The organism is Stenotrophomonas sp. 8(2023), assembly GCF_030345295.1.
GTDB classification, from domain to species: Bacteria; Pseudomonadota; Gammaproteobacteria; order Xanthomonadales; family Xanthomonadaceae; genus Stenotrophomonas; species Stenotrophomonas muris.
The window spans coordinates 1,007,072-1,033,356 of record NZ_CP128404.1; the positions used below are offsets into that span (position 1 = coordinate 1,007,072).

A 26,285-nucleotide genomic window follows, 5' to 3' on the forward strand; every position below is an offset into this window, starting at 1 on the left:
GAAAAAAAGGCCGCCCGAAGGCGGCCTTTTTCGATCACGCATGGCCGGTGGCGATCACCACCAGCCCCAACGGCCGTAACCACCCCAGTACGGGCCATACGGGCCCGGGCCCCACGGGCCATAGGGGTAGGGCACCACATCGACCTGGCGCTGTTCCGGCCACAGGTAGATCACATCGGCCGACAGCTTCGGCAGGCGATAGTCGTACTCCCCGATGCGGGTGTTCTGGTAGCCGTCGATCTTGCCGATGAAGGTCACGTCGCGGCCGGCTTCAAACACGGCCGGGTCGTAGAAGCCGGCGCGGCAGGCAATGAAGCGGCCGTCGCTGGCGTCGGACGAGGTGGTGTTCGGGCGGCCACTGGCGTTGAGGGGGCGCGAGATCATCTGGAAGCAGGTCTCGCCCTGGCCGGGCTTGGTCTCAATGATGCGACCACCCCATCGGACCGGCGTGCCGACCTGCTGGGTGGCGACCGAGTCGCGCGGGGAGACCAGGCTGAACTGTCCCTGCAGCGGCTTGGGGGCCGTGGCGCAGGCCGACAGGGCCAGCGTGGCCACAGCGGTGAGGAGGAACTTGGTGTTCATGGGGAGGCTCCGGAAGTCGGGCGATGCCTGCGCAGGTCCCGCAATAATGAAGCGAGGTCGGTGCAAGTTCCAGCGTAACGCGCGTCGGCGAAACGCTGGCTGAGTGCCAGCAGGGCGGGGTCGGGGCGCACGGCGTGTACCCGTCGTGACCAGTCGCATGCCGTCTCGTGGGGGGCGCGGGCCAGGCCAAGGCGCGCATAGCGCCGCCCCAGCCGGTGCCAGGCGCGCAGCAGCGGGTCGCGCTCGCGCTCGCCGCGGGCCAGCAGCCAGGCCATCCATGCCAATGCCAGCAGTGCGGCGACCACGAAGCCGGCCACCAGCTGCGCCGGCCCGAGATCATCCAGCCCGAACGGCCTGAGCAGCTGCTGCTGACGGCGTGCGTCGAAGGAAAGCACCAGGTCGTTCCAGCCACGGCGCAGCCAGTCACCCATCTGCCCCAGCTGCAGCCAGCGCTGCTGCAGCGGGGTGTCCGTGCCGGCCTGCAAGCGGTCGTCCAGCGTGTCCAGGATGCGTTCCGGTGCCACGGCCGCAGTCGGGTCCACCCGGACCCAGCCGCGCTGGGGCAGCCAGACTTCGGCCCAGGCGTGGGCGTCCATGCGCCGCACTACCCAGTAGTCCCCGATGCGGTTGCGGGTGCCACCTGCGAAGCCGGTCACCACCCGGGCCGGAATGCCGGCGTTGCGCATCAGCACCACGAAGGCCGAGCTGAAGTGCTGGCAGAAGCCGGCCTTGTAGTTGAACAGGAAATCGTCGACCGGATCGCGCCCGGCCACCGGGGTATCGAGCGTGTAGGAGAAGTCGCGGGTGATCCACTGCAGCGCTCGGCGGACGATGGCTTCGTCATCGTTGCCGGCCTCCTGCCGCCATTGCCGTGCCAGCTGGGCGGTGCGCGGATTGAAGCCGGGGGGAAGCTGCAGCGCGGCACGGCGCAGGTAGGGCGACAGATCGGTGTCGAACCGTTGCGGAGGCGCCGAATGCAACCGCCAGCGGCTGAGCGCGGACAGCGTGCGGTCGCTGCGCAGGCTCATGTCCGCATCGAAACTGCTGCCTTCCGGTGCGCGGCTGGGCAGGTCCAGGGCCACCAGCAGGCGACGGTCGGTGGGTTCGTAGTCGATCTGGTAGTCCCATCCCTGTGCGGCGGCTTCGACCACGGGGGCGGGGCGCCGGGCCGTCGCGCGATCGCGGCTCCAGCGGTGGCCATCGAAGGAAGTCAGCACCGGGCCGCGCCAATAGCGCTGCGCGGGCTCGGGCACCGCGCCGAAGAACTGCACGCGCAGCGCCGGGGTGTCGTCGGCCATCAGGTCCAGCCATTGGTCCGGCGCCATGCTGTCAGCCAGGCCGGGTGTACCCACCGCTCGTTCGGGTACGCCCCACAACGGCGTGGACAAGCGCGGGAACAGCCAGAAGCAGGCCAGTGCCAGCGGCAGGCCGATGCCAAGCAGGCGGCCGACGCCGCGCAGTTGACCGTGCAGTGGCAGGCGTGGGCTGCGGCCCTCGTCCTGGGCCAGGCGTTGCAGGGCCAGCAGTGCGGCAACCGCGGCCAGCGCAGCCAGTCCCGTGGTCAGCGGGCCTTGGTCGAGCAGGAAGGCCGCGAACGGCGAGAACAGCGCGAAACCGAGCAGGCTGCGCGCATCACGCAGGTTGCGCAGTTCGCTGGATTTGATGGCCAGCATCGCCGCCAGCAGCGCACAGCCGGTATCACGCCCCGGCCGCACCATGCCCATCTGCCAGACGATGGTGGCGAGCATGGCCAGCACCAGCAGCAGGCGCACCGGCATCGGCAGCACCCGCCGCCAGGAAAGCGCAGCGGTCAGCACGGCGGTGATCGCGATCACGACGGCCAGCACCGGCGGCAGCTGCAGCAGCAGTGGCAGCAGCGCCAGCGCTGCGCTGGTCAGGGTCCAGCTGCGGGCGTTGCGATCGAGCAGGACGGCAGGCTCAGTCATGGGGCATCAGCGCCAGTGCGCGCAGGCACAGGTGGTGGTGGCTGGCGCCCTGGCCGGGCCCGAACGGGGGATGGGCTGGAAGCAGCAGCGTGTAGCGCCGGCCTTCGCGCTCGGCCATGTCGACCCAGCGTGCCAACCGCGCGATGCGTGCTTCATGGCCCAGCGGCGCCAGCGTGCGCCAGTCCAGCACCACTTCGATGCCGATCGGCTTCTCGTATTCGCGCACCAGCAGGCTGTCGCGGCGTGCCGAGTGTTTCCAGGCAATGCTGCGCGGGGCGTCGCCGGCACGATAGGGGCGCAGCTGGTGCAGCTCTTCGCCACTGGCATGGGCGCGGGTGTGCAGTGGATCGCTGCCACTTTCCGGAAGGGGTGGTGCCAGTGCCTCGGCCAGTGGATAAACCAGCAGCGGCTGCTCCGGCCACACCCACGACCATGCCCGCACCAGCCCCAGCGGCTGCGTGCTGGACAGGCGGATGCGCGGCAGTTCCAGCCAGCCGCGGCGCTCGCTGGGGACATCCAGCTCCACTTCGCCGCGACCGTGTGCAGGCAGTGCGACCCACGCCTCGCTTGCGCCCAGCTGCAGGTGCAGCCCGTGGCGCGCGCGCGGGTCGCGCAACGACAGGTCCACGCGCAGGCGCAGGGGGTGCCCGGCCGGAACCGGCTCGGCGGAGATTGCATCGATCTGTATGCCGGACAGCTGCAGGTGCGCGGCAATGGCGCTGGCGATCGCTGCTGCGGCCAGCAACAGTGCCAGCAGCAGGGCCGGGTTGTTGTTGTAGTTCAATGCGCCCAGCAGCATCGCCGACAGCAGGGTGGCGACGAACAGGCCGAAGCGCGTCGGCAGTACATAGATGCGATGGCGATCCAGTCGCTGCGGCAGGGCTTCGGGCCTGCGTGGGCGTGCCAGCAGCTGCATGCGTGCCCAGCGTGTGGCCACCTTCAGTCCACCGCGACGGTCTGCAGGATCGCCCGCGCCAGTGCCGGCCCGGAGCTGGATTCGGCCTCCGCCACCAGGCGATGGCCGGCCACTGCCACGAACAGGGTCTGCACGTCTTCGGGCACCACATGCCCGCGGCCGAGCAGCAGTGCATGCGCCCTGGCGGCACGCAGCAGGGCCAGCCCGGCGCGCGGTGACAGGCCCACGCGTACGCCGGCATGCTGGCGGCTGCGGGTCAACAGTGCCTGCACGTAGTCGATCAGCGCGTCGCTGGCGTGTACCTGGCCAACGGCTTCACGCAGCGCACGCACCTGGGTGTCATCCAGCTTCGGCACCGCGCGGGCGATCAGGTCGCGGCGATCGCTGCCACGCAGCAGCTCGCGCTCGGCCTGCACGCTCGGGTAGCCCATCGCCAGCCGCAGCAGGAAACGATCGAGCTGCGAATCCGGCAACGGGAAGGTGCCGGACAGGTCGACCGGGTTCTGCGTGGCGATCACGAAGAATGGATCGGGCAGTGGATGCGTCTGTCCATCCAGGGTGACCTGCTGCTCGGCCATCGCCTCCAGCAACGCACTCTGCGTGCGCGGCGGTGCGCGGTTGATCTCATCGGCCAGCAGCACGTGGGTGAACACCGGGCCGGGGTGGAACTGGAACTGGCGGCTGCCGGCCTCGTACACCGATACGCCCAGTACGTCCGCCGGCAACAGGTCGGAAGTGAACTGCACGCGCTGGAAGCTGAGGCCGAGGCTGCTGGCCAATGCATGCGCCAGCGTGGTCTTGCCCAGCCCAGGCAGATCTTCGATGAGCAGGTGGCCGCCGGAAAGCAGGGCGACAAAGGCCAGCCTGACTTCCGGCACCTTGCCCAGTACCAGTGCGTTCACCTGATCCTGTGCCTCCCGCAGGGCCTGGCGCAGTTGATCGGTTAGCATGCTGGGATTGGGGGACGAGGCTGGCATGATCGTCTCAGGTCTGGAATCCACTCGATTATCCATAGAGCAATGCAAGGCGAACAGCGCGCGCGGGCAATATTTCTCTGGTTATGGACGCTGATCACAGCGGCCAAGCTGGTGGTGGCTGCACGCCTGCCGCTGTTCGTCGATGAGGCGTTCTATTGGCAGGAAGGCCAGCACCTGGCCGCCGCCTATTCCGACCTGCCGGGGTTGACAGCATGGCTTGCACGCCTGGGCGTGGAAATCGGTGGCCATCACGTGCTCGCATTGCGCCTGCCGTTCCTGGCCATCGGTGCGTTGCTGCCGTTGCTGGTGGTGCGCATCGCCACGCGCTGGTTTGGCAACGTCGCAGGGTGGCAGGCGGGCAGCCTGACCCTGCTGATGCCGCTGTCGGCCACGCTGGGCCTGCTGGCCGTGCCGGATGTGCCGATGGCGCTGGCGGCGGTGATCTGCCTGCAGGCCGGTGCGCGCCTGCTGCACAACGTGGATGCGTCGTCGGCGATGAAGCTGGCGCTGGGCCTGCTGATCGGTGCGCTCAGCCACTACCGTTTCATTGGCGTCATCGGTGTCGGCTTCATTGCGCTGCTGGCGCTGCCGCAGGGCCGCCGCATGCTGGCCGACCCGCGCGTATGGGTGGCGCTGGCGGTGGGTGTACTGGCCTGGCTGCCGTTGCTGGCGTGGAATGCGGACAACCATGATGCCGGCCTGAAGTTCCAGGTGGTCGAGCGCCACCCGTGGACGTTCGAGTGGGAAGGGCTGTGGTTCCTGGTGATCCAGCCGATGCTGGTGACGCCGATCCTGTGCATCGCGATGTGGAAGGTCGCCCTGGCGGGTACCCGCAGCGGTGGTGGTGTGCGGGTGCAATGGCGCTATTTCGGCCTGGTGGGCGGGGTGTCGACGCTGGGCATCTTCCTGCTGGGCTTCTTCACCGATGTCGAGCGGATCAGTTTCCATTGGCCGTTGCCGGGCTACCTGGCGCTGCTGGTGGCCGTGCCGGTGGTCCTCAACGGCTGGCCACGCTGGCTGCGCCGCACCGGCTGGTGGCTGGCGGCTGCAGGCACCGTACTGGCTTTCGGCTACTACCTGATGGCGTCCACGCCGGCGCTGCGCGAGCAGATGGCCGGCAGCAAGTACTACCCGCGCAACTTTGCCGGCTGGCAGCCGCTGGCCGTGGCGGTGCGCGACGAACTGCGGCAGATGCCGCCGGGCACGCGTGTGCTGGCGGGCAACTTCAAGGTCGGTGCCGAACTGGGCTTCCAGCTGGGCAACGGTGATATCGAGGTGTTGCCGCACCCGCTCAACGACAAGCATGGGCGGACCGCACAGCTGGCACAGTGGGGCCTGCTGCACGAAGGCCCGCGCAGTGCGCCGATGCTGCTGGTGCTGTCACCCAGCGACCAGCGCTACCGCGATCTGCTGGCGCGCTATCACGCCATCTGCGAGCAGGTGGGGCCGTTGCCGGCGCCGCGCGTGGTCAGCAGCGATCATGGTTTCCAGCGCTTCCTGCTGTTCCAGCTGCCGGTGCAGCGCGCGCAGGGGCCCTGCGTGACGCCGGCAATGGCCTGGCTGGATGCGCCGTCCAACGGTGAGAAGGTCTCCGGAACGCTCGCCATCAAGGGCTGGGCATTCAAGGATGGCGTGGGGTTGGCGCGCATCGAAGTGCTGGTCGATGGCCATTCGATTGGCGATGCGCGCTACGGGCGCATGTTCGACATCCGCCACACCTGGCCGGACAGCACCGATCCGCAGCATCCGGCGGTGGGCTTCGACGCATCGCTGGATACCACCACGCTGGCGCCGGGGCGGCATTGGCTTGGCCTGCGCCTGCACGGCCGCGACGGCAGCGTGGAGGCGTGGCAGGAGCAGCCGTTCGAAGTTCGTTGAGGTCCCCTGGTCCTGTAGAGCCGAGCCGATGCTCGGCTGCTTCTGCTACAGATGGCGGGCAGCCTAAAAAAAAGACGGCCGAGCAAGGGCTCGGCTCTACCGTTCACGGCACCGCGAATCCAGCCCTGCGCAGCAGGCCGCACAGCGCGATCAGTGGCAGGCCGACCAGCGCGGTCGGGTCGCGGTTGTCGATTGCCTCGAACAGGCTGATGCCCAGGCCCTCGCACTTGAAGCTGCCGGCGCAGTCCAGCGGCTGCTCGGCGGCGACGTAGCGGATGATTTCCTGCGGGTCCAGCACGCGGAAGCGTACTTCGGTCAGATCCAGGGTGGCGAGGGATTCTCCATCCCGCCTGAGACTGATCGCCGTGTGAAAGCGCACCGTCTGTCCGGACATTGCCGCCAGCTGCGCACAGGCCGCCTCGACCGTGCCCGGCTTGCCCAGCGGCTGACCGTTCAGGTCGGCCACCTGGTCCGAGCCGATCACCCAGGCGCCCGGATGGCGGGCGGCCACGTCGGCGGCCTTGGCGGCGGCCAGGCGCGTGGCCAGGGCCAGCGGGGTCTCGGCGCCCAGAGGGGTTTCATCCACGTCCGGGCGTGCGCAGTCGAAGGGCAGGCCCAGCCGTTCCAGCAGTTCGCGACGGTAGCGGGAGGTGGAGGCCAGGACCAGTGACATGTGACAATACCGGGGCAGGGCGCGGCAGTCTGGCCCCTCCACGGCGCCAGCGGCAAGTGCTGCAGGGCGGGCATTTGACAGCGGGCGGTGCGATCCTTAGTATTCAGCGGCTTATGTCCGCGAACGTGCCCGAAACGCTGGATGCCTGGCGGATGGTTGTAGCGCGAAGGCGCTTCGACGGTCAGGTCTCCCTGGCTGAATTGACCCGCCTGCAGGGGTTGGTCGCAGATACCGACGGCGAGTGTGTCTACTCGCTTGAATTCGGTCGCGACGACGTCTTGCGGGTATCCTATGTGGAACTGACCATCGACACCGCGCTGCCGCTGACCTGTCAGCGCAGCATGCAGCGATTCCTGTTGCCGGTGAAGGTGACCCAGAGGCTTGGCCTGATCCGCGACGAGGACGAGGAATCGTCCCTGCCGGAGGAATACGAGGCGTTGCTGGTGCCGGAAGACGGCCAGCTGCGTCCGCTGGATCTGGTCGAGGACGAATTGGTGCTGGCGGTGCCCGTGGTGCCGCTGTCGCCCGACGGTGAAGCAGTCGACAAGGACTGGGCACCGAGCGAAGAAGAAACGAAGAAGGCCAACCCGTTTGCGGCGTTGGCAGCACTGAAGAAACAATAGCAGCCGGATTGTCGTCGGCGGCTGCGGCGAAAGCGAAAGTGTGCTGGGCGCTGGCGTCCTGCGCGACGATACGACGAAGCAAATCGAACCGAGTTTGGAGCAATCCCATGGCTGTGCAGAAATCCCGTGTCACCCCGTCCCGCCGCGGCATGCGTCGTGCCCACGACGCCCTGAGCGCCAAGCAGCTGTCGACCGACCCGACCACCGGCGAAGTGCACCTGCGTCACCACATCACTGCCGACGGTTTCTACCGCGGCAAGAAGGTCATCCAGACCAAGACCTCGGCTGTCGAAGAAGATTGATGTGCCGGGAAGGCCGCTGCCTCCGGGCAGCGGCCTTTGCCTTCTTTCCCGGGCGTGCCGGTGATCGGCGGCCCGCGCAACAGGAAACATGATGAGCAAGCGGATCTATTCGAGGATCGCGGGCACCGGTAGCTATTTGCCGGAAAAAGTCCTGACCAACGCCGACCTGGAAAAAATGGTCGAAACCTCGGATGAGTGGATCCAGTCGCGCACCGGCATTCGTGAACGGCACATCGCGGCCGAAGGCGAAACCACCAGCGACCTTGGCTACAACGCCGCCCTGCGCGCGCTTGAAGCCGCAGGCATCGATGCCTCGCAGCTCGACATGATCGTGGTCGGCACGACCACCCCTGATCTCATTTTCCCGTCCACCGCGTGCCTGATCCAGGCCAAGCTCGGTGTGGCCGGGTGCCCCGCCTTCGACGTCAACGCAGCCTGTTCCGGCTTCGTGTTCGCGCTGGGCGTGGCCGACAAGTTCATCCGCTCCGGCGACTGCAAGCACGTGCTGGTGATCGGCACCGAAACGCTGACCCGCATGGTCGACTGGAACGATCGCACCACCTGCGTGCTGTTCGGCGATGGCGCCGGCGCCGTCGTGCTCAAGGCCGACGAAGACACCGGCATCCTCAGCACCCACCTGCATGCCGATGGCAGCAAGAAGGAACTGCTGTGGAACCCGGTCGGCGTTTCGACCGGCTTCAAGGACGGCGCCAACGGTGGCGGCACCATCAACATGAAGGGCAACGACGTGTTCAAGTACGCCGTCAAGGCGCTGGACTCGGTCGTGGACGAGACCCTGGCTGCCAACGGCCTGGACAAATCCGACCTGGACTGGCTGATCCCGCACCAGGCCAACCTGCGCATCATCGAAGCCACCGCCAAGCGGCTGGAGATGTCGATGGACCAGGTCGTGGTGACCGTCGACAAGCACGGCAACACCTCCTCCGGCTCGGTGCCGCTGGCGCTGGATGCCGCGGTGCGTTCGGGCAAGGTCGAGCGTGGCCAGTTGCTGCTGCTGGAGGCCTTCGGCGGCGGCTTCACCTGGGGTTCGGCCCTGCTGCGCTATTGATAGTGCAAGTTACGACAATGTGAAGTCTTGTCGTTACGGCCCCTCCGGGGCCGTAACGCGTTTAAGGAGGACCTGTCATGGTTGAGCCCATCGTCATCGAAGGGCAACGTGCCTGGCTGAAGCAATACGGCAAGGGAAGCCGGGCAATGGCCCTGGGCCTGCTCAATTTTGTTGCGCGCCGTTTCCATCTGGATGCGCTGCGCCCGCCGCCGCACCGCGGTGGCGACGCCGCACGCGAAACCGAGGCCCGCCGCCTCGCGGAACTGCAGGCGCAGGGTGTGAACGTGCCGGACGTACTGGGCACCGGTCATGCCGCGCTGGTGATCGGCGACAACGGCAGCTCGTTCAATACCTGCCTGCGCGAAGCCGACGAAGCCGGTCGCGATCAGCTGGTGATGGCGGCGATGCTGGCCATTGCTGAAGCTCATGCCCGCGGCGCCTATTTCGGGCAGCCATTGCCGCGCAACCTCACATGGGATGGCGAGAAGGTCGGCTTCATCGATTTCGAGGAAGATCCGCTGGAAGTGATGGATCTGTCCGAAGCGCAGGCCCGCGACTGGCTGATGTTCGGCTACGGCGTGGCCAAGTACTACGCCGACCGCCCCGGGCACCTGCAGGCGATGATGGCCGAGGCGATGGGTGACGTTCAGGCACCGGTGCGCGAGCACGTGCATGCGGTCAGCGGCCGCCTGCGCAGCCTGGCCCGGGTCTGCATGAAGCTGGGCCGTTCGGCGCGCGCGCTGGCCCATTCCATCTTCATCGCCCACGGCGCCAGCACCGCCGGCGTGTTGATGCTGGTGGGCCTGTGCGTGGATTTCCTCGCCGACGGCGACCTGGACGTCCTGCAGCTGTTCTGCTGAGGCTGATAGGGGTCAGATCCCTTTTCCGCAGGAAAAGGGATCTGACCCCGTTGCGCTTGCCCGGCCATTCACCATACGCGTGCATACGCGCACGTACAGACGACACGGCATGTTCCCCCTTATCATGGCCCGCTTCGATTGCAACAAGCGGATGACCGCGTGACCGTATCCACCCTCGCTTTTGTCTTCCCCGGCCAGGGCTCGCAGTCTGTGGGCATGGTGGCCGAGCTGGCCGAACTGCACCCACAGGTGCGTGAAGCCTTCACCGAGGCATCCGATGGTGCCGGCGTCGACCTGTGGGCGCTGTCCCAGGGCGGCCCGGAGGAAATGCTCAACCGTACCGAATACACCCAGCCGGCCCTGCTGGCCGCGAGCATCGGCGTGTGGCGCGCCTGGAACGCCGTGGGCGGTCCGCACCCGTCGGTATTGGCCGGCCACAGCCTGGGCGAGTACACCGCCCTGGTTGCCGCAGGCGCACTGAGCCTGCATGACGGTGCGCACCTGGTGCGCCTGCGCGGCCAGCTGATGCAGGAAGCCGCACCGGCCGGTGTCGGCGCCATGGCCGCCGTGCTCGGCGCTGAAGACCAGCTGGTGCTGGACGTCTGCGCCGAAGCGGCAGGCAGCCAGGTGGTGGTGCCGGCCAACTTCAATTCGCCGGGCCAGATCGTGATCGGTGGCGACGCCGACGCGGTCGACCGTGCGCTGGCGCTGCTGGCCGAGAAGGGCGTGCGCAAGGCGGTCAAGCTGGCCGTCAGCGTGCCCTCGCACACCCCGCTCATGCGCGAAGCCGCCAACCGCCTGGCCGAAGTGATGGCCGGCCTGTCCTGGCACGCGCCGCAGCTGCCGGTGGTACAGAACGTCGACGCCCAGGTGCACAGCGGCATCGACGCGATCCGCACCGCGCTGGTCCAGCAGCTGTACCAGCCGGTACAGTGGACCGGGTGCGTGCAGGCGCTGGCTGCCCGTGGCGTCACCCGGATCGCCGAGTGCGGCCCGGGCAAGGTGCTGACCGGCCTGGTCAAGCGCATCGACAAGGCCATCGACGGCCGTTCGCTGGCCACGCCGGGCGACTTCGACGCCGCCCGCGAGGCATGGTCGGCCTGATCCCCCCTGTTCCTGCCGACCGTACCGGTGGCCGCGGCAAGCGGCACGGGTGCGGCGGTCGCCCCAGCCTGAGGAAAACATCATGAGCAAGCCCCTGCAGGGTGAAATCGCACTGGTCACCGGCGCCAGCCGTGGCATCGGTGCCGCCATCGCCGATCTGCTGGCCGCCCAGGGCGCCACCGTCATCGGTACCGCCACCACTGAATCCGGCGCTGCCGCGATCGGCGAACGCCTGGCCGCCCACGGTGGTCACGGCCGCGCGCTGAACGTCACCGATGCCGCCGCGCTGGACAGCGTGCTCGATGGCATCGCCAAGGAATTCGGCCCGATCTCGATCCTGGTCAACAATGCCGGCATCACCCGCGACAACCTGCTCATGCGCATGAAGGACGAGGACTGGGCGTCGATCATCGACACCAACCTGACCAGCGTGTTCCGCACCAGCAAGGCGGTGATGCGCGGCATGATGAAGGCGCGCAAGGGCCGCATCATCAACATCGCATCGGTGGTGGGCGTGACCGGCAATGCCGGCCAGGCCAACTACGCCGCGGCCAAGGCGGGCATCATCGGCTTCAGCAAGTCGCTGGCCAAGGAAATCGGTTCGCGCGGCGTCACCGTCAATGTTGTCGCACCTGGCTTCATCGACACCGACATGACCAAGGCGTTGCCGGAAGAAGCGCGCACCGCGCTGATCAACGACATCGCCCTCGAACGCCTGGGGTCGCCGGAAGACATCGCCCATGCGGTGGCCTTCCTGGCCAGCCCGGCTGCCGGTTACATCACCGGCGAAACCCTCCATGTGAACGGCGGCATGTACATGCCGTAAGCAAGGGGCGCAGGGATTGCGCCGCAAGTGGTTGATCTGCGGAGGTTTTTGCTGCAATGCAAGGCCGCGCCGGTTTCCACTACACTATCCCACGGCCATCGCCTTTGATGGCGACCACTTTTGAACCACAACTCCATCTGGAGCGAGATCCCATGAGCACCATCGAAGAACGCGTCAAGAAAATCGTCGTCGAACAGCTTGGCGTCAAGGAAGAAGAAGTCACCAACAGCGCATCGTTCGTCGATGACCTGGGCGCTGACTCGCTGGACACCGTCGAGCTGGTGATGGCCCTGGAAGAAGAATTCGAGTGCGAGATCCCGGACGAAGAAGCCGAGAAGATCAGCACCGTGCAGGCCGCCATCGACTACATCAAGGCCCACGTCAAGGCCTGATGTCAGACGGCAGTGCGCGCGCGGGCCCACGCTCGCCGCGCACCGCACCCCATGGGGCCGCAGTTGCGGCCCCGTGTGTTTGAGCATCACACCGAAGCAAACCGAGTTGCCCGTTGAAATCAGCCGGGTCAGGAGAATCAGCAATGAAGCGTCGCGTCGTCGTAACCGGCCTGGGTATCGTCTCGCCGTTGGGCAATGATCTGGCCAGCAGCTGGGAAGGCATCACCCACGGTCGTTCGGGCATCGGTCCGCTGACCAACGTTGCGGATGCCTATCTGGATCGGTTCACCACCAAGATTGCAGGTGAGGTCAAGGGATTCGACATCACCGCCGACAATGAATTGTTCGGCAAGTTCCGGGTCAGCGGCAAGGATGCCAAGAAGATGGACCCGTTCATCCATTACGGCCTCGGTGCCTCGTTCATGGCCCTGCACGACTCGGGCCTGGAGATCACCGACGCCAATGCCGAGCGCATCGGCGCCATCGTCGGCGCCGGCATCGGCGGCCTGCTCGGCATCGAAGAGCAGACCATCGAGTTCCACGAGGGCAAGAAGATCTCGCCCTTCTACGTGCCAAAGACCATCATCAACATGCTGCCGGGCCAGCTGAGCATCATCACCGGCCTGAAGGGCCCGTCGTTCTCGGCGGTGTCGGCCTGCGCGACCTCGAACCATTCGATCGGTACCGCGATGCGCATGATCCAGTACGGCGACGCCGACGTGATGGTGGTTGGCGGTGCCGAACGTGGCTCGTCGCCGACCGCGCTGGGCGGCTTCTGCGCGATGAAGGCCATGAGTACCCGCAACGACGCCCCGGAACAGGCCTCCCGCCCATGGGACAAGGACCGCGACGGCTTCGTGCTGGGCGACGGCGCCGGCATCCTGATCCTGGAAGAGTACGAGCACGCCAAGGCACGTGGCGCGAAGATCTACTGCGAACTGGCCGGCTTCGGCGCCAGCTCCGACGCGTACCACATGACCGCACCGAGCGAGAACGGCGAAGGCGCCGCGCGCTGCATGGTCATGGCCATGAAGGACGCGGGCGTGACCCCGGAACAGGTGGGTTACCTCAACGCGCACGGCACCTCCACGCCGCTGGGCGACCTGGGCGAGACCATGGCGATGAAGACCGCCTTCGGCGACCACGCCTACAAGATGATGGTCAGCTCCACCAAGTCGATGACCGGCCACCTGCTGGGCGCTGCCGGCGGCGTGGAAGCGATCTTCTCGGTGATGGCACTGCAGGACAACGTCATCCCGCCGACCATCAACCTGCAGCAGCCGGGCGAAGGCTGCGACCTGGACTACGTGCCCAACGAAGCGCGCCAGGCCAAGGTCGACGTGGTGATGTCCAATGGCTTCGGCTTCGGCGGCACCAACGGCACGCTGGTCTTCAAGCGCGTCTGACCGAGTTGTAGCGTCGGGCCATGCTCGACGCCGCGTTCTACGGAGCCGCCGCAAGGCGGCTTCCGTGCATCTGAACCCCAGAACTGGCTGCCATGACCCACGCACCGCTGATCCACCCGCTGCCGCACCCGATCGATCTGCTGGCCCTGCAGCAGCATGACCCGGCGCGCTTTCCGCTGCTGATGGAATCCACTGCCTCGGGCACCGCGCAGGGCCGCTGGAGCCTGCTGCTGGCCGCGCAGGGCGATGGCCTGCGACTGGATGCGGATGGCCAGGTGCGCGACCAGCACGACGCGGTGCACGCCGGCAGCTTCCTGCAGGTGCTGGACCGTGCCTGGCAGCGCGAACGCCTGCCGCATGACGGCAGCCACAGCCTGCCGTTCCGCGGCGGCTGGGCGTTGATGCTCGATTACGAAGTGGCCAGCCAGATCGAACCGGTGCTGCCGGCGCGTGCGCGCGAGGACGGCCGCCCGACCGCGCTGGCGCTGCGCTGCCCGGCCGCGGTGCTGCATGACCATCACAACGGCGCCAGCTTCGTCATCGCCGAGGCCGGCGAGCAGGCGTTGCTGGATGCGCTGGTGGCACTGGCCTCGGCCGCGCTGCCCGAGGCCGGGCAGGGCTGGCAGCCGCCGCAGGCGGTGGGCGAGGATGCGCCGCAGCGCTTCACCGATGGCGTGCGCCGGGTGATCGAGTACCTGCGTGCCGGCGACGTGTTCCAGGTGAACCTGTCGCGGCGCTGGAGCGCGCAGTTTGCCGCGCCGGTCAGCCCGCAGGCGCTGTACGCGCAGCTGCGCCGCGCCAACCCGGCACCGTTCGCCGGCCTGTTCAGCGCGCACGGCCGCCATGTGGTCAGTTCCTCGCCGGAGCGGCTGGTGTCGGTGCATGCCGGCCACGCGCAGACCCGTCCGATTGCCGGCACGCGTCCGCGCTTCGAGGGGGACGATGATGCCGCGCGCATCCAGGAGCTGGTCGGCCACCCCAAGGAGCGCGCCGAGCACGTGATGCTGATCGACCTGGAGCGCAACGACCTGGGCCGCATCTGCCTGCCCGGCACCGTGGTGGTCGATGAGCTGATGACGGTGGAGAGCTACGCGCATGTGCACCACATCGTCAGCAACGTCAGCGGCCACCTGCGCCCCGATGTGACCCCGGGCGAGGTGATCGCCGCCACGTTCCCGGGCGGCACCATCACCGGCTGCCCCAAGGTGCGCTGCATGCAGATCATCAGCGAGCTGGAGCAGGTGCCGCGTGGTGCCTACACCGGCGCGTTCGGCTGGCTGAACCGCGATGGCGACCTGGACCTGAACATCCTGATCCGCACCGCCGAAGTGGATGGCCACCAGGTCAGCTTCCGCACCGGCGCCGGCATCGTGGTCGATTCGGACCCGGACAAGGAACTGGACGAGACCCGCGCCAAGGCCCGCGGCCTGCTGCGCGCGCTGGGCCAGCCGGGCTGATCCGGTCGGGGTCGGATCCCTTGCGCACCGCGCGAGGGCTCTGACCCCCGCAGTCATGCCGCCGGGCGTTCATCCACGCATGGCGTGGATCTACTGATCGACCGTTGGCCGGCACGCAGGCGCCACCCCGGTCATGACCCCAATCCACCGGCACGGTATCCTGCACGACGGAATCGAGTGCAGAGGTAGTCCATGGCGGGAGCCAAGCGCGGGTGTCTGTTCGTGGTAACGCTGGTGGTGGTGCTGGCCGCCGTCGTGGCCGGCGCGGGCGCGTGGTTCTTCTACCAGCAGACCCGCTTCGCCGACGCCCCGATCACCCCGACCGCCGAGAGCGTGGTCATCGCCAGCGGCGATGGCATGAACAGCGTGCTGCGCAAGCTGCGCGATGCCGGCGTGGACGAGGGCCAGGACACCCAGTGGCAACTGCTGGCGCGCCAGCTCGATGCGGCCGGCAAGCTGAAGGTGGGCGAGTACGCGCTCAGTGGCGAGCTGACCCCGCGCGAGCTGTTGCTGCGCATGCGCGCCGGGAAGGTGCTGCAGCACCGCGTCACCATTGTCGAGGGCTGGAACATCCGCCAGCTGCGTGCCGCACTCAAGCGCGCCGAGCCGCTGCTGCACACCACCGATACCCTGGATGACGCCGCGTTGATGCAGCGCCTTGGCTTCGGTGGCCAGCACCCGGAAGGCCGCTTCCTGCCGGAGACCTACGTTTACCAGCGCGGCGACAGTGATCTGGACGTGCTCAAGCGCGCCCACGCCGCAATGGAAAAGGCGCTGGACGAAGCCTGGGAAAGCCGCGCGCCGGACCTGCCGATCAACACGCCCTACGAACTGCTGACGCTGGCGTCGATCATCGAGAAGGAAACCGCGCTGGCCAGCGAGCGCCCGCAGATCGCCGGCGTGTTCATGCGCCGCCTGAAGATCGGCATGCGCCTGCAGACCGACCCGACCGTGATCTACGGCATCGGTGCCGCGTATGACGGCAACATCCGCCGCCGCGACCTGACCACCGATACGCCGTACAACACCTATACCCGTGCCGGCCTGACCCCGACCCCGATCGCCATGCCCAGTCGCGACGCGCTGATGGCCGCGGCGCAGCCGGCCGCCGGTGATGCGCTGTACTTCGTCGCCGTGGGCGACGGCAGCGGCGCGCACGTGTTCTCGCCCAGCCTGGACCAGCACAACGCCGCCGTAGCCCGCTACCTGCAGCAGCTGCGCCAGCAACGTACCCAGGAGACCCCGGCGCAATGAGTCCCGCGCTGCTTCGCCACCCGCGTTTCGTCAGCCTGGAAGGCGGCGAGGGCGCAGGCAAGACCACCGCCATCAATGCCATCCGTGACTGCCTGCGCCGCCACGGCCACGAGGTGGTACTGACCCGCGAGCCGGGCGGTACGCCGCTGGCCGAGCGCATCCGCGGCCTGCTGCTGAAGCCCGATGCCGAGATCGCTGCCGAACCGCTCAGCGCCGAAGCCGAGCTGCTGCTGGTGTTCGCCGCACGCGCGCAGCATGTGCGCCAGGTGATTCGGCCGGCGCTGCAGCGCGGTGCCTACGTGCTGAGCGACCGCTTCACCGATTCCAGCTACGCCTACCAGGGCGGTGGCCGTGGCTTGGACCCGCAGTGGATTGCCGACCTGGAGCGCCGCGCGGTCGGCCTGCTGCCGGGCCTGACCCTGCTGCTGGATGTGGACGTGGCCGTGGGCCGCGCACGCGCCAACGGCCGTGACCTGTGGCCGGACCGCATCGAGAGCGAGCAGGACGATTTCTTCCAGCGCGTGCGCTCCGTGTTCCGCAGCCGCGCACAGCAGGACCCGCAGCGCTTCGCGCTGATCGACGCCGGCCAGGTGCAGGAACGCGTGGCCGCCGATGTGGTTGCACGTGTCGAGCGTTGGCTGCAGGACGGGGAGGGCGCATGAGCACGTTTTCGCCGTGGCAGCAGCGCGCGTTCGACCAGACCGTGGCCGCGCTCGACGCCGGTCGCCTCGGTCATGGCCTGCTGATCTGCGGCCCGGCCGGGCTGGGCAAGCGCGAGGTGGCGCTGGCGCTGGCCGACCACGTGCTGGCGCAGGGTGATGCAACGCACGCCACGCGCACGCGCCAGCTGATCGCCGCCGGCACCCATCCGGACCTGCAGCTGGTCAGCTTCATTCCGAACAAGAGCGGCGACAAGCTGCGTACCGAGATCGTCATCGAGCAGGTGCGCGAGATCACCGAAAAGCTGGCGCTGACCCCGCAGTACGGCGTGGCGCAGGTGGTGATCGTCGATCCGGCCGATGCGATCAACCGCTCGGCGGCCAATGCGCTGCTGAAGACCCTGGAAGAGCCGCAGCCCGGCCGCTACCTTTGGCTGATCAGCAGCGACCCGGCACGCCTGCCGCAGACCATCCGCAGCCGTTGCCAGCGACTGGAATTCAAGCTGCCGCCGCAGCACGAAGCACTGGCCTGGCTGCAGCAGCTGGGCCACAGTGAAGCATCGGCGCGCGAAGCGCTGGAGGCCGCCCGCGGCCATCCCGGCCAGGCCGACAACTGGCTGCGCGAAGACGGCCTGAGCCTGCGCCGCGAAGTCGGTCGAGATCTGGAACAGCTGGCCGCCGGCAAGACCGGCGCGGTGGAGCTGGCGCAGAAGTGGTGTGGTGATGACAACGCGGCGCTGCGCCTGCGCTTCGCTGCCGACCTGGCGCTGGCCCAGGCCAGCACCGATGCCTTGACCACGCCGGAGCGATTGCACAAGCTTGCAGCCTGGTTCGATGCGGCCAACCGCACCCGCGACCTGCTGCGCACCACGGTGCGTGCAGACCTTGCGGTGGTCGAGTTGCTGCTGGCCTGGAACAAGGTGAACGAGCGGCCTGCCGCAAGGAGAAATCGATGAGTGCCAGCAACGCCCGCCAGGGCATCCTGTCCCTGGCTGTGAAGGACAAAGCCGCGCTGTACAGCGCGTACATGCCGTTCGTGAAGAATGGCGGCATCTTCGTGCCCACGCCCAAGCGCTATTTCCTGGGCGACGAGGTGTTCCTGCTGCTGACGCTGCCCGATTCCAGCGAGCGCCTGCCGGTGGCCGGCAAGGTGATCTGGGTGACCCCGGCCGGCGCGCAGGGCAACCGCACCGCCGGCATCGGCGTGCAGCTGGCCGACGGTGCCGAAGGCGAGGGCGTGCGCCACAAGATCGAGACCCTGCTGGCCGGGCTGACCGGTTCGGACAAACCGACCCATACGATGTGATTCCGGTAGCGCCGGGCCATGCCCAGCTGCGTGCCCCGAAGCGCCGTGAACACGACTGTGAAAAACTGTTGACGGCCTCTGAAAAGCCCCTATAATGAGCGGCTCAGCAACACACCGGGCGGTTAGCTCAGCGGTAGAGCATTGCCTTCACACGGCAAGGGTCACAGGTTCGATCCCTGTACCGCCCACCAAATAGTAGACCTGACTTTTCAGGTGTTATGAAGAAGCCGGCTTTCAGCCGGCTTTTTCGTATGCGCAGAGTAAGTGCATGGAGGTCGTGTCGGCTCCAAGTAACCGGTGACTCGCCGTCAGATGGATATGGGACTCTACTAGCTTACCCTGGCCCGCTTTGACTTTTTCCCTAGCGAAAAGGCTTGTGCGTACATAGTCAAGCAGGTCTCTGCGTTCGATTACCCGCTCCACTATCACCTGTACGCTTTCGTACTCGAAACCCTTCGTGAACTCCACTATCCGTGTCCTTGCAAGTCGATGGTCGAAGTTCGAGGACGTTTGGATGACCGATTTTAGGTTCAGCGCTTTTCGATTCTCATTCGATTGTTGAGCGCAGCCCGACTTCAGAGGCCGATCATCGCCGATTGCGATACCGTCGTCGCTTTACTAGCTCAAATGCAGATATGGCAGCAAAGAAAACTGCATACGCCGCCCACAATCTGAATGATGCGCGAAAGGGATGCGGATTTCCTGATTGAATCGCAATGAAGTAGAGGGCGCCAAGAACGAGAATGCCCCCGGCTTGGTATGCGAGAAAGCCACGTAGTACTGGATTCACTTCTTCTTCTCCATCGTCTTTTGTGCCGCATCTACGGCGGCTCCGGCGGTGCTCTGCCCTAGCTGTGATGCTCCCGCTTGTGTGATCGACTGACGAGGAATTGCGACTCCTGTTGATGCGGTGGTGGAGGCGATGTTCGGGGCGCCGGGAGATGCGGAGCTGCTCAGCCTATTCAGAGCGCCTTTGGCGGCTGGTCCCGCGAAGTCGCCTGCTGCAGCTGCAACACCGGAACCTGCCAGACCACCAACAGCGCCTCCGGTCGCTGCCGTGAGCACTCCACCAGCGGAAATCGGCTCTCCCTTGAGGGCGCTCTCTGCGGCGGCACCGGCGCCGCCAGTGACGAAATTCGCCGCTGCTTGAATGGCAACGGCTCGGCCGACAGAAATCACTCCAGACTCCACGGCTGCGACAGCGATACCGCCCACGCCGCCTGAGACCGAACCCACCCCTGCTGCTATCAATGCCTGCGTCTGATCGATTGGTTTATCCGGATTCATCAGCTTCTGGATGGCAATATTGGACAGGCCCCCCGCTATCGCGCCATAGATGAATGGCAGGGCTGGATTTCGCCCATCTGGATCAGTGAATTTGTACGGATTCCCGTTGGCATACCGATAGCGATTGAACTGGCCTACAGGCTGGTCATACGCTGAGACCGGGTCCACTGAGAGGAAGACTCCCAGCTCCGGATCCATGTATCGCTGTTGCATGTAGCTCAAGCCCGTAGTCGAGTCGCTCACATGCCCTGTGTATCCGGGTCCGTCGGTGACCTGTCCTCCTACCAGGGTCCCATAGGGCTCGTAGTCATAACGCTTTATCACGTTGCCGTTGGCGTCGCTCTCAGCAACAAGGGAGCCAAGGGCGTCGGTATGAATGTAGGTAACCGTCTCCGGACCTGCAGCGTTCGCGGATGGAGGCAGGCCAAGCCCAATTGGCAGCGCAATGTGTAGCCAAGTACTTGCTGCAACCAGTGTTCGGAGACGAACTCCAACCCTTGATGCGCAGGCGGATTCATCGCCCGCGTTCCTTTTGAATGTATGCATCCTTTCTTTCCCCGAAAGCGCTGTCCAAGATGACTTGACTAGGCAGTATGACCGTGGCGTTCGTGCACCGATCCGAGTGGATCATATACCGCAATGGCCGCCTTCGCTGGGTAGAAGAGCCGCGTCCATCCCTGTGCCACCTACCATGTTGCAGAACAAAAAGGGCCTCCAGCAATGGGCCATCTTTGCTGCGCGTGCATCAGCCAGGTCTTCCTGCCGCGAATCCCATGGCATGGCCTAGCCCATCCTGTGCAGCGCGCGCGATCTGGCGTGCGGCAACGATCAATCCGTCCCGATGGAAGTCACCGAGTTGATCCTGCGGATCGCCATCCAGGCGCGCACGTTCGGCGGCATGCAGTAGATCCAGTACGGCATTCAAAGCGGCCAGCGAGCGGTCGAGCGAGCCGAAGCCTGTGGCGCTGAGTGTCTGCGGGGTACATGCGCGCCCGGCTTGGTCATCACCGGCGCGGATGGCATCGAGGCAGGAAAGGAACGTTGGGCGCGAAGGCGGCAGCAGTCGCTCCGCTAGAGCGCATTCGATCTCACGCGCAAGGTCTTCGGGCACGTCGGCTGCGACGTCGCCGATAAGCGCGTGCAGGCGGGGATGGATGGCGGTTCGGTTGGTCATGGCGAAACCCTCACTGGCGTAGGGCCACCTTCTGGAGTGAAGGTGGCGGAGGGTGCGGGTTGGCGTGCCAAGGCAAACAAGCTTCAAGGGAGAAGAACGCCTGGCGGATCTTGCGATCCCCACGCACCGCCCGCCATTGAGGGCAGTCGGTGCATTCTCTCAACTGCGATTTCTCTCGCAGTCCTTGAAGCCTGTTCGTTTATTCGAGACGCCAATCCCGGCCAAGGCGTCTTGCCTCGGCGCGGCGATCTTCAAGCCGGGCCATCACATCAGTCTGTAAGGAAAGTTCTCAACTGGCCCTAGGCAGGCCAGACGTTTTCCGATGTGTGCCGTCGGACACCTGCGAGTAGTGCGGCCCATCACTGATGGCGCACATCGCCGCCCTGCCGACCGTGCACGAGACGACTCCAGAGCGGCGCCGCCACGGCAATCGCGTCACCCTGCGCGGCGAGGCGGGACCATGCCACGCATGGAGCCAGAGGGTTCCATCCCTGCGCTGTCCCGCCGCCCCGGGCAGGCGTAGTCTCAGCCCGTTGCCGTGCCCATCCACTCTGGAGTGCCACCATGCCGCTCGCCCGCATCGATCTTCGCAAAGGTAAATCCGCCGACTACCTGCAACGCGTCGGCGAAACCATCTACCAGGCCATGCGCGCGGTGGGGGTGCCGGAAAATGATCGCTTCCAGATCTTCCAGGAACACGCGCCCGGCACGCTGATCCACGACCCCGGCTACCTGGGCGTGGATCGCACCGACGACTTCATCTGCATCCAGATCACCTGGAACGAAGGGCGCACGCTGGAGCAGAAGAAGGCGTTGTACCTGGGCATTGCCGATGGCCTGCATGCGGCGGTGGGTATCCGCCGCGAGGATGTGTTCATCAACCTGGTGGAGGTGAAGAAGGAGAACTGGTCGTTTGGCAATGGGCAGGCGCAGTACGTGAGTTGATGCGGGAACGGTGCCTGCGCCTCACGCGGTTTGGTCAGGCCATGCGCGGCGACGCCTGCTGTTGTGCCTGTTGCTCGTCCTGCGCCAGCCGGCTTGCGTCGCGGGATTGCTGCTGCACGTTGACCTGCTGATACAGCGTGTCCGCGTCGCCCTGCTGCGTATCGAGCAGGGACAGGCGCTGGCGATTGGCGGCAGGGTCCGGCGAGGCGGTGTCGCCGCTGCGATGCAGGAATACGTAGCCGGGTGCCTCGGCGGTGCTGTTTGAACTGAATGCCACCTGCAGCGTGTCCTTTTCGCTGAAGCCGGCCTGCACCGCCGCGTGGGTCAGATGGCCGGCCAGTCGTTCGTGCTCCTGTCCGGGGGGCAGTCCCTGCTGTTCGCTGGCCTGGGCGAGTGCGGTACGCACTTTCTGGTCCAAGGCATGAAGGCTGTGCCCCGGTGCGCGCGCGTCCGCGGCCAGGCGCTCGCCGATGCGACCATCGACATTATCGACTTCGCTGAGCAGGTGCTGCTTCAGGGTGCGCTCGGGCAGGGGATGAGTGGTGGTGCGGTTGAGTTCGCTGTTGGGGAAGGGCGGTTCAATGCTGTCCACGCCATGGATGTTGCGCAGGGGGCGATAACCGTCCTTGCCCTGTGACTGGACGCCCAGCGGAATGCGGACGTCTGGCAGCAATTGGCCGACGGGGCCGCCGATGCTGTTCACGTCCAGGCTGTGCTTGCGCTGGATGCCGGCATGATTCAATGCGTCCCAGGTGAAGTCCACGCAGTTGTGACGCACGTCGGCGTAGTGCTTGCTGAAGCCGTGCGCCACTGGATCGTCGCCGACGCCTTGAGCTTGTTGTACTGGGCTTCGGTGATTTCGATGGTACGGACATGGGCGGGGTCCTTATAGACTTTCACGTCGTCTCTGACGATGCGCCCGGGACCATTCATGCTGCCATGCTCGACGGGTGCGAAGCCGAAACTCTGCGCCGCTTTACCTGGAGCGTGCAGAACGTAGAACATGTGGCCAGGCCCGGAAGTATCAGGAGTGCCATCGGGCGTCAGCTGCTGCTTTCCCGAATCGGGATCGAGCAGTGGGGTGCCGGGTGCGGCAATGACAATGTCCAGGCTGTAGCGGGGCTTGTTCATGGAAACTCCTTCGTTCCTTCGAATGAATGGTGTCACTTCCCTGCAGGACGCGAGGCGTGCACGACTAGCCTTGCCGAATAGTCTTGCAGTCCTGATATGGCATGGACCGTTTGAATCTGCAGCCGGTATCTGCTGTCGAGCTCCAGCGGCAGCGCTGTCACGTTCAGGAGGTAGCTGCCGTCGCTGCCTGATGCGAGCGAGGCATAGCGCCAGCTCTCAGAGTGGTGCCACGAGGGGAGCGGCTCAACACCGTTGCGCGCGCGTGCCTGATAGCTGTCCTGTGTTGCAATCTCCTGCCAGGTAGTACCTTCCCGACGCTGCAGGGATACTTCGAATGGGATGTTGATACTTGCTATATCGGGCGTGCCCGTTGTAGCTGGACTTCGCCGCTGCAGTTCCAGTTCCACCGCATAAGTGCGGTAGCTGGCAAAATTGCGCGCCGTGGTTTCGAACTCGAACTGCACCTGCTGGCCCGGCGTGTCCACGGCGATGGGCTGTGAGAGTTCCAGCGGCTCTGGCGGTGGGGGCGGCCCCTTGTCGGCACAGGCGGCAAGCAACGCGGTCAGGCCGAGCAGGCTGATGCGCAGCCGGTGTGTGATGCGAGTGGTCATGCGGATCCCTCTGGCTCCTTGCCGTGGCCATCTGAACCCTAACGTTGGCGAGGCGGGGCCTGCAAGCGTAGGGACCGCGGTGCGGTGCATTCACATGTCGCCGCTGGAGGCGAGCCCCTGCGTCACCGTGTCGCAGGGGCCAAACCCTGAACGGGGTCCAAGGTTGGCTATGGCCCCGTAGAATGGCGGCGTGCGCCATTCTGCTCTCCACCGCCGGTTCCAGGCCCTGGCATGGCTTGCCATGCTGCTGGTGCTGCTCGCCCCGCTGGTGAGCCGCTGGCTGGCGCATGGTCACGTGGCTGCCGCTGCGCCGGTGGCGGCCATGGACCACGCAATGCACGCAGAGCACGCGCTGCACGCGATGGAAGGGCACCACGACCATCACGCAATGGCCATGCCGCACGGCGGGGCCACGAAGAAGCCGCCCGCCGATCCACATGCCGATCATGAGATGGGTGTGGACTGCGATTACTGCCTGATCGCTGCACGGCTGATCACCCTGCTGGTGGCGGCCGTGCTGCTGTTGGCGCCGATGGCACCGGTGTGCCGCGCACTGCGCGGCGCGGTGCGGGCGTTGCCGCAACGGATCAGCGGCACATTGGGCGCGCGTGGGCCGCCGGCACTGATGGCCGCCTGAGCCGCACGCGCGCTGTATTGAACGTTCTTCCATGAGGTTGCCGGCCACGGCCGGTGCCCGCACGCGCGTGTCTGTCCCTTTCTGATTGCTGCCCTGCCATTGCGGGGTGGCCTTGCATGCCGTGAAAAAATGAAAACGAACCCCAACTCCGCGCGCCTGCGCCGGGCGACGCTGCCTGTCCTGTACGCGTTGCTCCTGCACACCGCCCCCGTACTTGCCGCTGACGCGGCCCCACCGACCACGCTGGATACCGTGCGGGTGGTCGATACCCGCAGCGGTGAACTGTCGTCCACCGCCAGCGCGGGCTCTGCGTTGGGCCTGAGCGTGCTGCAGACACCGGCCAGCCTGACGGTAATTTCGCGCGAGCAGCTGGAGCAGCGCGGCGACAGCAACCTCAACGATGCGATCAGCCGAGCGGGTGCGATCAGTGCCATGCCGCATCCGGGCAATGGCCTGAGTGCGCTGTCCAGCCGCGGCTTCACCGACGGTGCCTCGGTGATGCGGCTGTACGATGGGCTGCGCCAGTACGGCGGCGTGGGCATCACGTTCCCGTTCGATACCTGGTCGATCGAGCGCATCGAAGTGCTGCGCGGCCCGGCCTCGGTCATCCATGGCGACGGTGCGATCGGCGGTGTCATCAACATCGTGCCGAAGAAGCCCACGCGTGGGGCGATCGAGAACGAGATCAGCGTGACCGTGGGCAGCGAGGACACCGCGCGGCTGGGCTTCGGCAGTGGTGGCGCGCTGACGCCCGAGCTGGCCTACCGGCTGGATGTGAGCGGCAACTACAGCGGTGGCTGGGTTGATCGTGGACGCAACAGCGACGCGACATTCTCCGGTGCGTTGCTGTGGCAGCCACGTGCGGACCTGCAGCTGATGCTCACCCATGCGCAGGGCTACCAGAAACCCATGCGCTACTTCGGCACGCCGCTGGTCGAGGGCCGCCAGCTGGAGGCGCTGCGCCACCGCAACTACAACGTGGACGACAGCGAGATCCGCTTCCGCGACCGCTGGACCCAGCTCGACGCGCTGTGGACACCAAACGCGAACGTGGAATGGCGAACCCGCGTCTACCAGATCGACAGCCAGCGTGATTGGCGCAATGCCGAGGCCTATGTCTACAACCGCGCTACCGGCTTGATCGATCGCTCGGGCAATACCGAGATCACCCACAACCAGGACCAGACCGGACTGACCTCGACGCTGCGTGTGCAGGGAACGGCGGGTGGCCTGCAGAACAACTTCGCGGTGGGCCTGGACGCCAACCGCGCGCACTTCAAGCACACCAACAACACCTATGCCGGCAGCTCGGGCCCGGTCGATCCGTTCGATCCTGTCCCGGGCCAGTTCGCGAGCGACGCGCCGAACCTGCCGCGCTACCGCAACCGTGCCGAGCAGTACGCGCTGTTCGTGGAAGACCGGCTGGCGCTGAGCGAGCGCTGGTCGGTGCTGGGTGGCCTGCGCCACGACCGCGCGCGCATTGATCGCACCGATCTGATCAGCGGCCAGAACGCGTTCTCGAAGACCTACAGCAGCACAGGCTGGCGTGCGGGTACGGTACTCGCGCTGCAGCCGACGCTGAGCCTGTATGCGCAGTATTCGCAGGCGGCGGACCCGGTCAGTGGACTGCTGATGATCAGCCCCGCGAATGGAGCGTTCGATCTGGCCAAGGGGCGGCAGATCGAGGTGGGCCTGAAGCAGGCCTTCGACGGTGGCGAGTGGACGCTGGCGGCGTATCGCATCCGCAAGACCGGGCTGCTCAGCCGCGATCCGCTGGTGCCGGATCGCCGGGTGCAGGTGGGCGCGCAGACCTCGCGCGGTATTGAAGCGTCGTTGAACTGGAACTTCGCGCCGCGCTGGTCGCTCGATGCCAACGCGACGGTGCTGAAGGCCGAGTTCGAGGACTTCCTGGAAACCACGGGTTCGCCGCCGATGCTGGTGTCGCGCGATGGCAACGTGCCGCCGAACGTGGCCGAGCGCCTGGCCAGTGTGTGGCTGAGCTGGCAGTTCGCGCCGGACTGGAGCGCGGCGGGTGGCGTTCGCTATGTCGGCAAGCGCTACGCCGATAATGCCAACACGCTGGAGTTGCCCGGTTACAGCACCACCGACCTCGCCCTGACCTGGCAGGCGGCACCGCACACGCGATTGTCCGCACGCCTGTTCAACGTGTTCGACAAGGCGTACTACGCCACCGCGTACTACACCAGCACGCAGTGGCTGCTGGGGGCGGACCGGCGCGTCGAATTCACCGTCGACCATCGCTTCTGAGG

At 66.5% G+C, this 26,285-nt stretch carries 27 protein-coding genes and 1 tRNA gene; 18 read left to right on the forward strand and 10 right to left on the reverse strand.

Annotated features, from left to right (window positions below):
• Positions 1-54: 54 nt before the first annotated feature.
• The 4 genes from QP609_RS04610 to QP609_RS04625 are packed head-to-tail and all read right to left on the reverse strand — an operon-like array spanning position 55 to position 4,421.
• A complete protein-coding gene (locus tag QP609_RS04610) occupies positions 55-582 on the reverse strand; it encodes a Slp family lipoprotein (RefSeq protein WP_014036182.1) in 528 nt (175 codons plus the stop codon).
• The gene (locus QP609_RS04615) at positions 579-2,528 is read right to left on the reverse strand and encodes a DUF3488 and transglutaminase-like domain-containing protein (RefSeq protein ID WP_197620931.1); all 1,950 of its coding nucleotides are present in this window, start codon (positions 2,526-2,528) and stop codon (positions 579-581) included. Before QP609_RS04615 ends, QP609_RS04610 begins: the two co-directional genes overlap by 4 nt.
• Positions 2,521-3,444 carry a DUF58 domain-containing protein gene (locus QP609_RS04620; RefSeq protein WP_049441032.1) on the reverse strand — a complete coding sequence of 308 codons (924 nt, stop codon included), beginning with the start codon at positions 3,442-3,444 and terminating at the stop codon, positions 2,521-2,523. The genes QP609_RS04615 and QP609_RS04620 overlap by 8 nt, the downstream gene beginning before the upstream one ends.
• Before the next feature lie 23 nt (positions 3,445-3,467).
• Entirely contained in the window at positions 3,468-4,421 is a 954-nt protein-coding gene (locus QP609_RS04625; protein WP_032958559.1) for an AAA family ATPase, read from the reverse strand.
• Between the two features lie 42 nt (positions 4,422-4,463).
• Between QP609_RS04625 and QP609_RS04630 the strand changes: the two genes are divergently transcribed.
• Positions 4,464-6,299, forward strand: coding sequence for a glycosyltransferase family 39 protein (locus QP609_RS04630; RefSeq protein ID WP_197606096.1), 1,836 nt, complete (start codon positions 4,464-4,466; stop codon positions 6,297-6,299).
• A gap of 103 nt (positions 6,300-6,402) precedes the next feature.
• Here QP609_RS04630 and QP609_RS04635 read toward each other — a convergent pair whose 3' ends face one another.
• Positions 6,403-6,972 carry a Maf family nucleotide pyrophosphatase gene (locus tag QP609_RS04635; protein ID WP_046429198.1) on the reverse strand — a complete coding sequence of 190 codons (570 nt, stop codon included), beginning with the start codon at positions 6,970-6,972 and terminating at the stop codon, positions 6,403-6,405.
• Positions 6,973-7,085: 113 nt separating this feature from the next.
• Between QP609_RS04635 and QP609_RS04640 the strand changes: the two genes are divergently transcribed.
• From QP609_RS04640 to QP609_RS04705, 14 genes are all read left to right on the forward strand, one after another.
• The gene (locus tag QP609_RS04640; protein ID WP_049404889.1) at positions 7,086-7,595 is read left to right on the forward strand and encodes a YceD family protein; all 510 of its coding nucleotides are present in this window, start codon (positions 7,086-7,088) and stop codon (positions 7,593-7,595) included.
• A gap of 107 nt (positions 7,596-7,702) precedes the next feature.
• The gene (rpmF, locus tag QP609_RS04645) at positions 7,703-7,897 is read left to right on the forward strand and encodes a 50S ribosomal protein L32 (protein ID WP_004154640.1); all 195 of its coding nucleotides are present in this window, start codon (positions 7,703-7,705) and stop codon (positions 7,895-7,897) included.
• Positions 7,898-7,988: 91 nt separating this feature from the next.
• Positions 7,989-8,966, forward strand: a complete 978-nt coding sequence (locus tag QP609_RS04650) for a beta-ketoacyl-ACP synthase III (protein ID WP_014646186.1) — start codon at positions 7,989-7,991, stop codon at positions 8,964-8,966.
• A gap of 77 nt (positions 8,967-9,043) precedes the next feature.
• Entirely contained in the window at positions 9,044-9,826 is a 783-nt protein-coding gene (locus tag QP609_RS04655) for a serine/threonine protein phosphatase (protein ID WP_046429200.1), read from the forward strand.
• A gap of 159 nt (positions 9,827-9,985) precedes the next feature.
• Entirely contained in the window at positions 9,986-10,930 is a 945-nt protein-coding gene (gene fabD / locus QP609_RS04660) for an ACP S-malonyltransferase (RefSeq protein ID WP_197620930.1), read from the forward strand.
• Positions 10,931-11,012: 82 nt separating this feature from the next.
• Positions 11,013-11,756 (forward strand): 3-oxoacyl-ACP reductase FabG, encoded by a 744-nt coding sequence (gene fabG / locus QP609_RS04665; protein ID WP_005408312.1) that lies wholly within the window; start codon positions 11,013-11,015, stop codon positions 11,754-11,756.
• A 152-nt stretch (positions 11,757-11,908) separates the two neighbouring features.
• Positions 11,909-12,148, forward strand: a complete 240-nt coding sequence (gene acpP, locus QP609_RS04670; RefSeq protein WP_005415509.1) for an acyl carrier protein — start codon at positions 11,909-11,911, stop codon at positions 12,146-12,148.
• A 143-nt stretch (positions 12,149-12,291) separates the two neighbouring features.
• Positions 12,292-13,554, forward strand: coding sequence for a beta-ketoacyl-ACP synthase II (gene fabF / locus QP609_RS04675; protein WP_197620929.1), 1,263 nt, complete (start codon positions 12,292-12,294; stop codon positions 13,552-13,554).
• 92 nt (positions 13,555-13,646) lie between these two features.
• The gene (locus QP609_RS04680; RefSeq protein WP_197620928.1) at positions 13,647-15,011 is read left to right on the forward strand and encodes an aminodeoxychorismate synthase component I; all 1,365 of its coding nucleotides are present in this window, start codon (positions 13,647-13,649) and stop codon (positions 15,009-15,011) included.
• A gap of 192 nt (positions 15,012-15,203) precedes the next feature.
• Positions 15,204-16,265, forward strand: a complete 1,062-nt coding sequence (gene mltG / locus QP609_RS04685) for an endolytic transglycosylase MltG (protein WP_142234361.1) — start codon at positions 15,204-15,206, stop codon at positions 16,263-16,265.
• Entirely contained in the window at positions 16,262-16,927 is a 666-nt protein-coding gene (tmk, locus tag QP609_RS04690; protein ID WP_197620927.1) for a dTMP kinase, read from the forward strand. Before mltG ends, tmk begins: the two co-directional genes overlap by 4 nt.
• The gene (locus tag QP609_RS04695; RefSeq protein ID WP_197620926.1) at positions 16,924-17,880 is read left to right on the forward strand and encodes a DNA polymerase III subunit delta'; all 957 of its coding nucleotides are present in this window, start codon (positions 16,924-16,926) and stop codon (positions 17,878-17,880) included. The genes tmk and QP609_RS04695 overlap by 4 nt, the downstream gene beginning before the upstream one ends.
• Entirely contained in the window at positions 17,877-18,230 is a 354-nt protein-coding gene (locus tag QP609_RS04700) for a PilZ domain-containing protein (RefSeq protein ID WP_005412452.1), read from the forward strand. The genes QP609_RS04695 and QP609_RS04700 overlap by 4 nt, the downstream gene beginning before the upstream one ends.
• A gap of 116 nt (positions 18,231-18,346) precedes the next feature.
• Positions 18,347-18,421, forward strand: a tRNA-Val gene (locus tag QP609_RS04705).
• A gap of 595 nt (positions 18,422-19,016) precedes the next feature.
• Here the strand turns inward: QP609_RS04705 and QP609_RS04710 are convergent.
• Together QP609_RS04710 and QP609_RS04715 are read right to left on the reverse strand one after the other, a co-directional pair.
• Positions 19,017-20,063: an RHS repeat-associated core domain-containing protein gene (locus QP609_RS04710; protein ID WP_080281850.1), complete on the reverse strand. Its 1,047-nt coding sequence runs from the start codon at positions 20,061-20,063 to the stop codon at positions 19,017-19,019.
• A gap of 199 nt (positions 20,064-20,262) precedes the next feature.
• The gene (locus tag QP609_RS04715; RefSeq protein ID WP_014646194.1) at positions 20,263-20,691 is read right to left on the reverse strand and encodes a hypothetical protein; all 429 of its coding nucleotides are present in this window, start codon (positions 20,689-20,691) and stop codon (positions 20,263-20,265) included.
• 564 nt (positions 20,692-21,255) lie between these two features.
• On the opposite strand from QP609_RS04715, the gene QP609_RS04720 reads away from it, so the two are divergent.
• The gene (locus QP609_RS04720) at positions 21,256-21,636 is read left to right on the forward strand and encodes a tautomerase family protein (RefSeq protein ID WP_014646195.1); all 381 of its coding nucleotides are present in this window, start codon (positions 21,256-21,258) and stop codon (positions 21,634-21,636) included.
• 34 nt (positions 21,637-21,670) lie between these two features.
• Here QP609_RS04720 and QP609_RS04725 read toward each other — a convergent pair whose 3' ends face one another.
• Genes QP609_RS04725 through QP609_RS04735 form a run of 3 tightly spaced genes read right to left on the reverse strand, consistent with a single transcriptional unit; the run spans position 21,671 to position 23,378 of the window.
• Entirely contained in the window at positions 21,671-22,414 is a 744-nt protein-coding gene (locus tag QP609_RS04725) for an XVIPCD domain-containing protein (protein ID WP_289213871.1), read from the reverse strand.
• On the reverse strand, positions 22,375-22,767 hold the full coding sequence (locus QP609_RS04730) for a hypothetical protein (RefSeq protein ID WP_289213872.1): 393 nt from the start codon (positions 22,765-22,767) through the stop codon (positions 22,375-22,377). Before QP609_RS04730 ends, QP609_RS04725 begins: the two co-directional genes overlap by 40 nt.
• Positions 22,768-22,799: 32 nt before the next feature.
• Positions 22,800-23,378 (reverse strand): hypothetical protein, encoded by a 579-nt coding sequence (locus QP609_RS04735; RefSeq protein ID WP_032958533.1) that lies wholly within the window; start codon positions 23,376-23,378, stop codon positions 22,800-22,802.
• Positions 23,379-23,619: 241 nt separating this feature from the next.
• Between QP609_RS04735 and QP609_RS04740 the strand changes: the two genes are divergently transcribed.
• Positions 23,620-24,015, forward strand: coding sequence for a DUF2946 family protein (locus tag QP609_RS04740; protein WP_014646198.1), 396 nt, complete (start codon positions 23,620-23,622; stop codon positions 24,013-24,015).
• 129 nt (positions 24,016-24,144) lie between these two features.
• Complete coding sequence (locus tag QP609_RS04745; RefSeq protein WP_197620925.1) at positions 24,145-26,283, forward strand: TonB-dependent receptor; 2,139 nt, start codon at positions 24,145-24,147, stop codon at positions 26,281-26,283.
• Positions 26,284-26,285 lie beyond the last annotated feature (2 nt).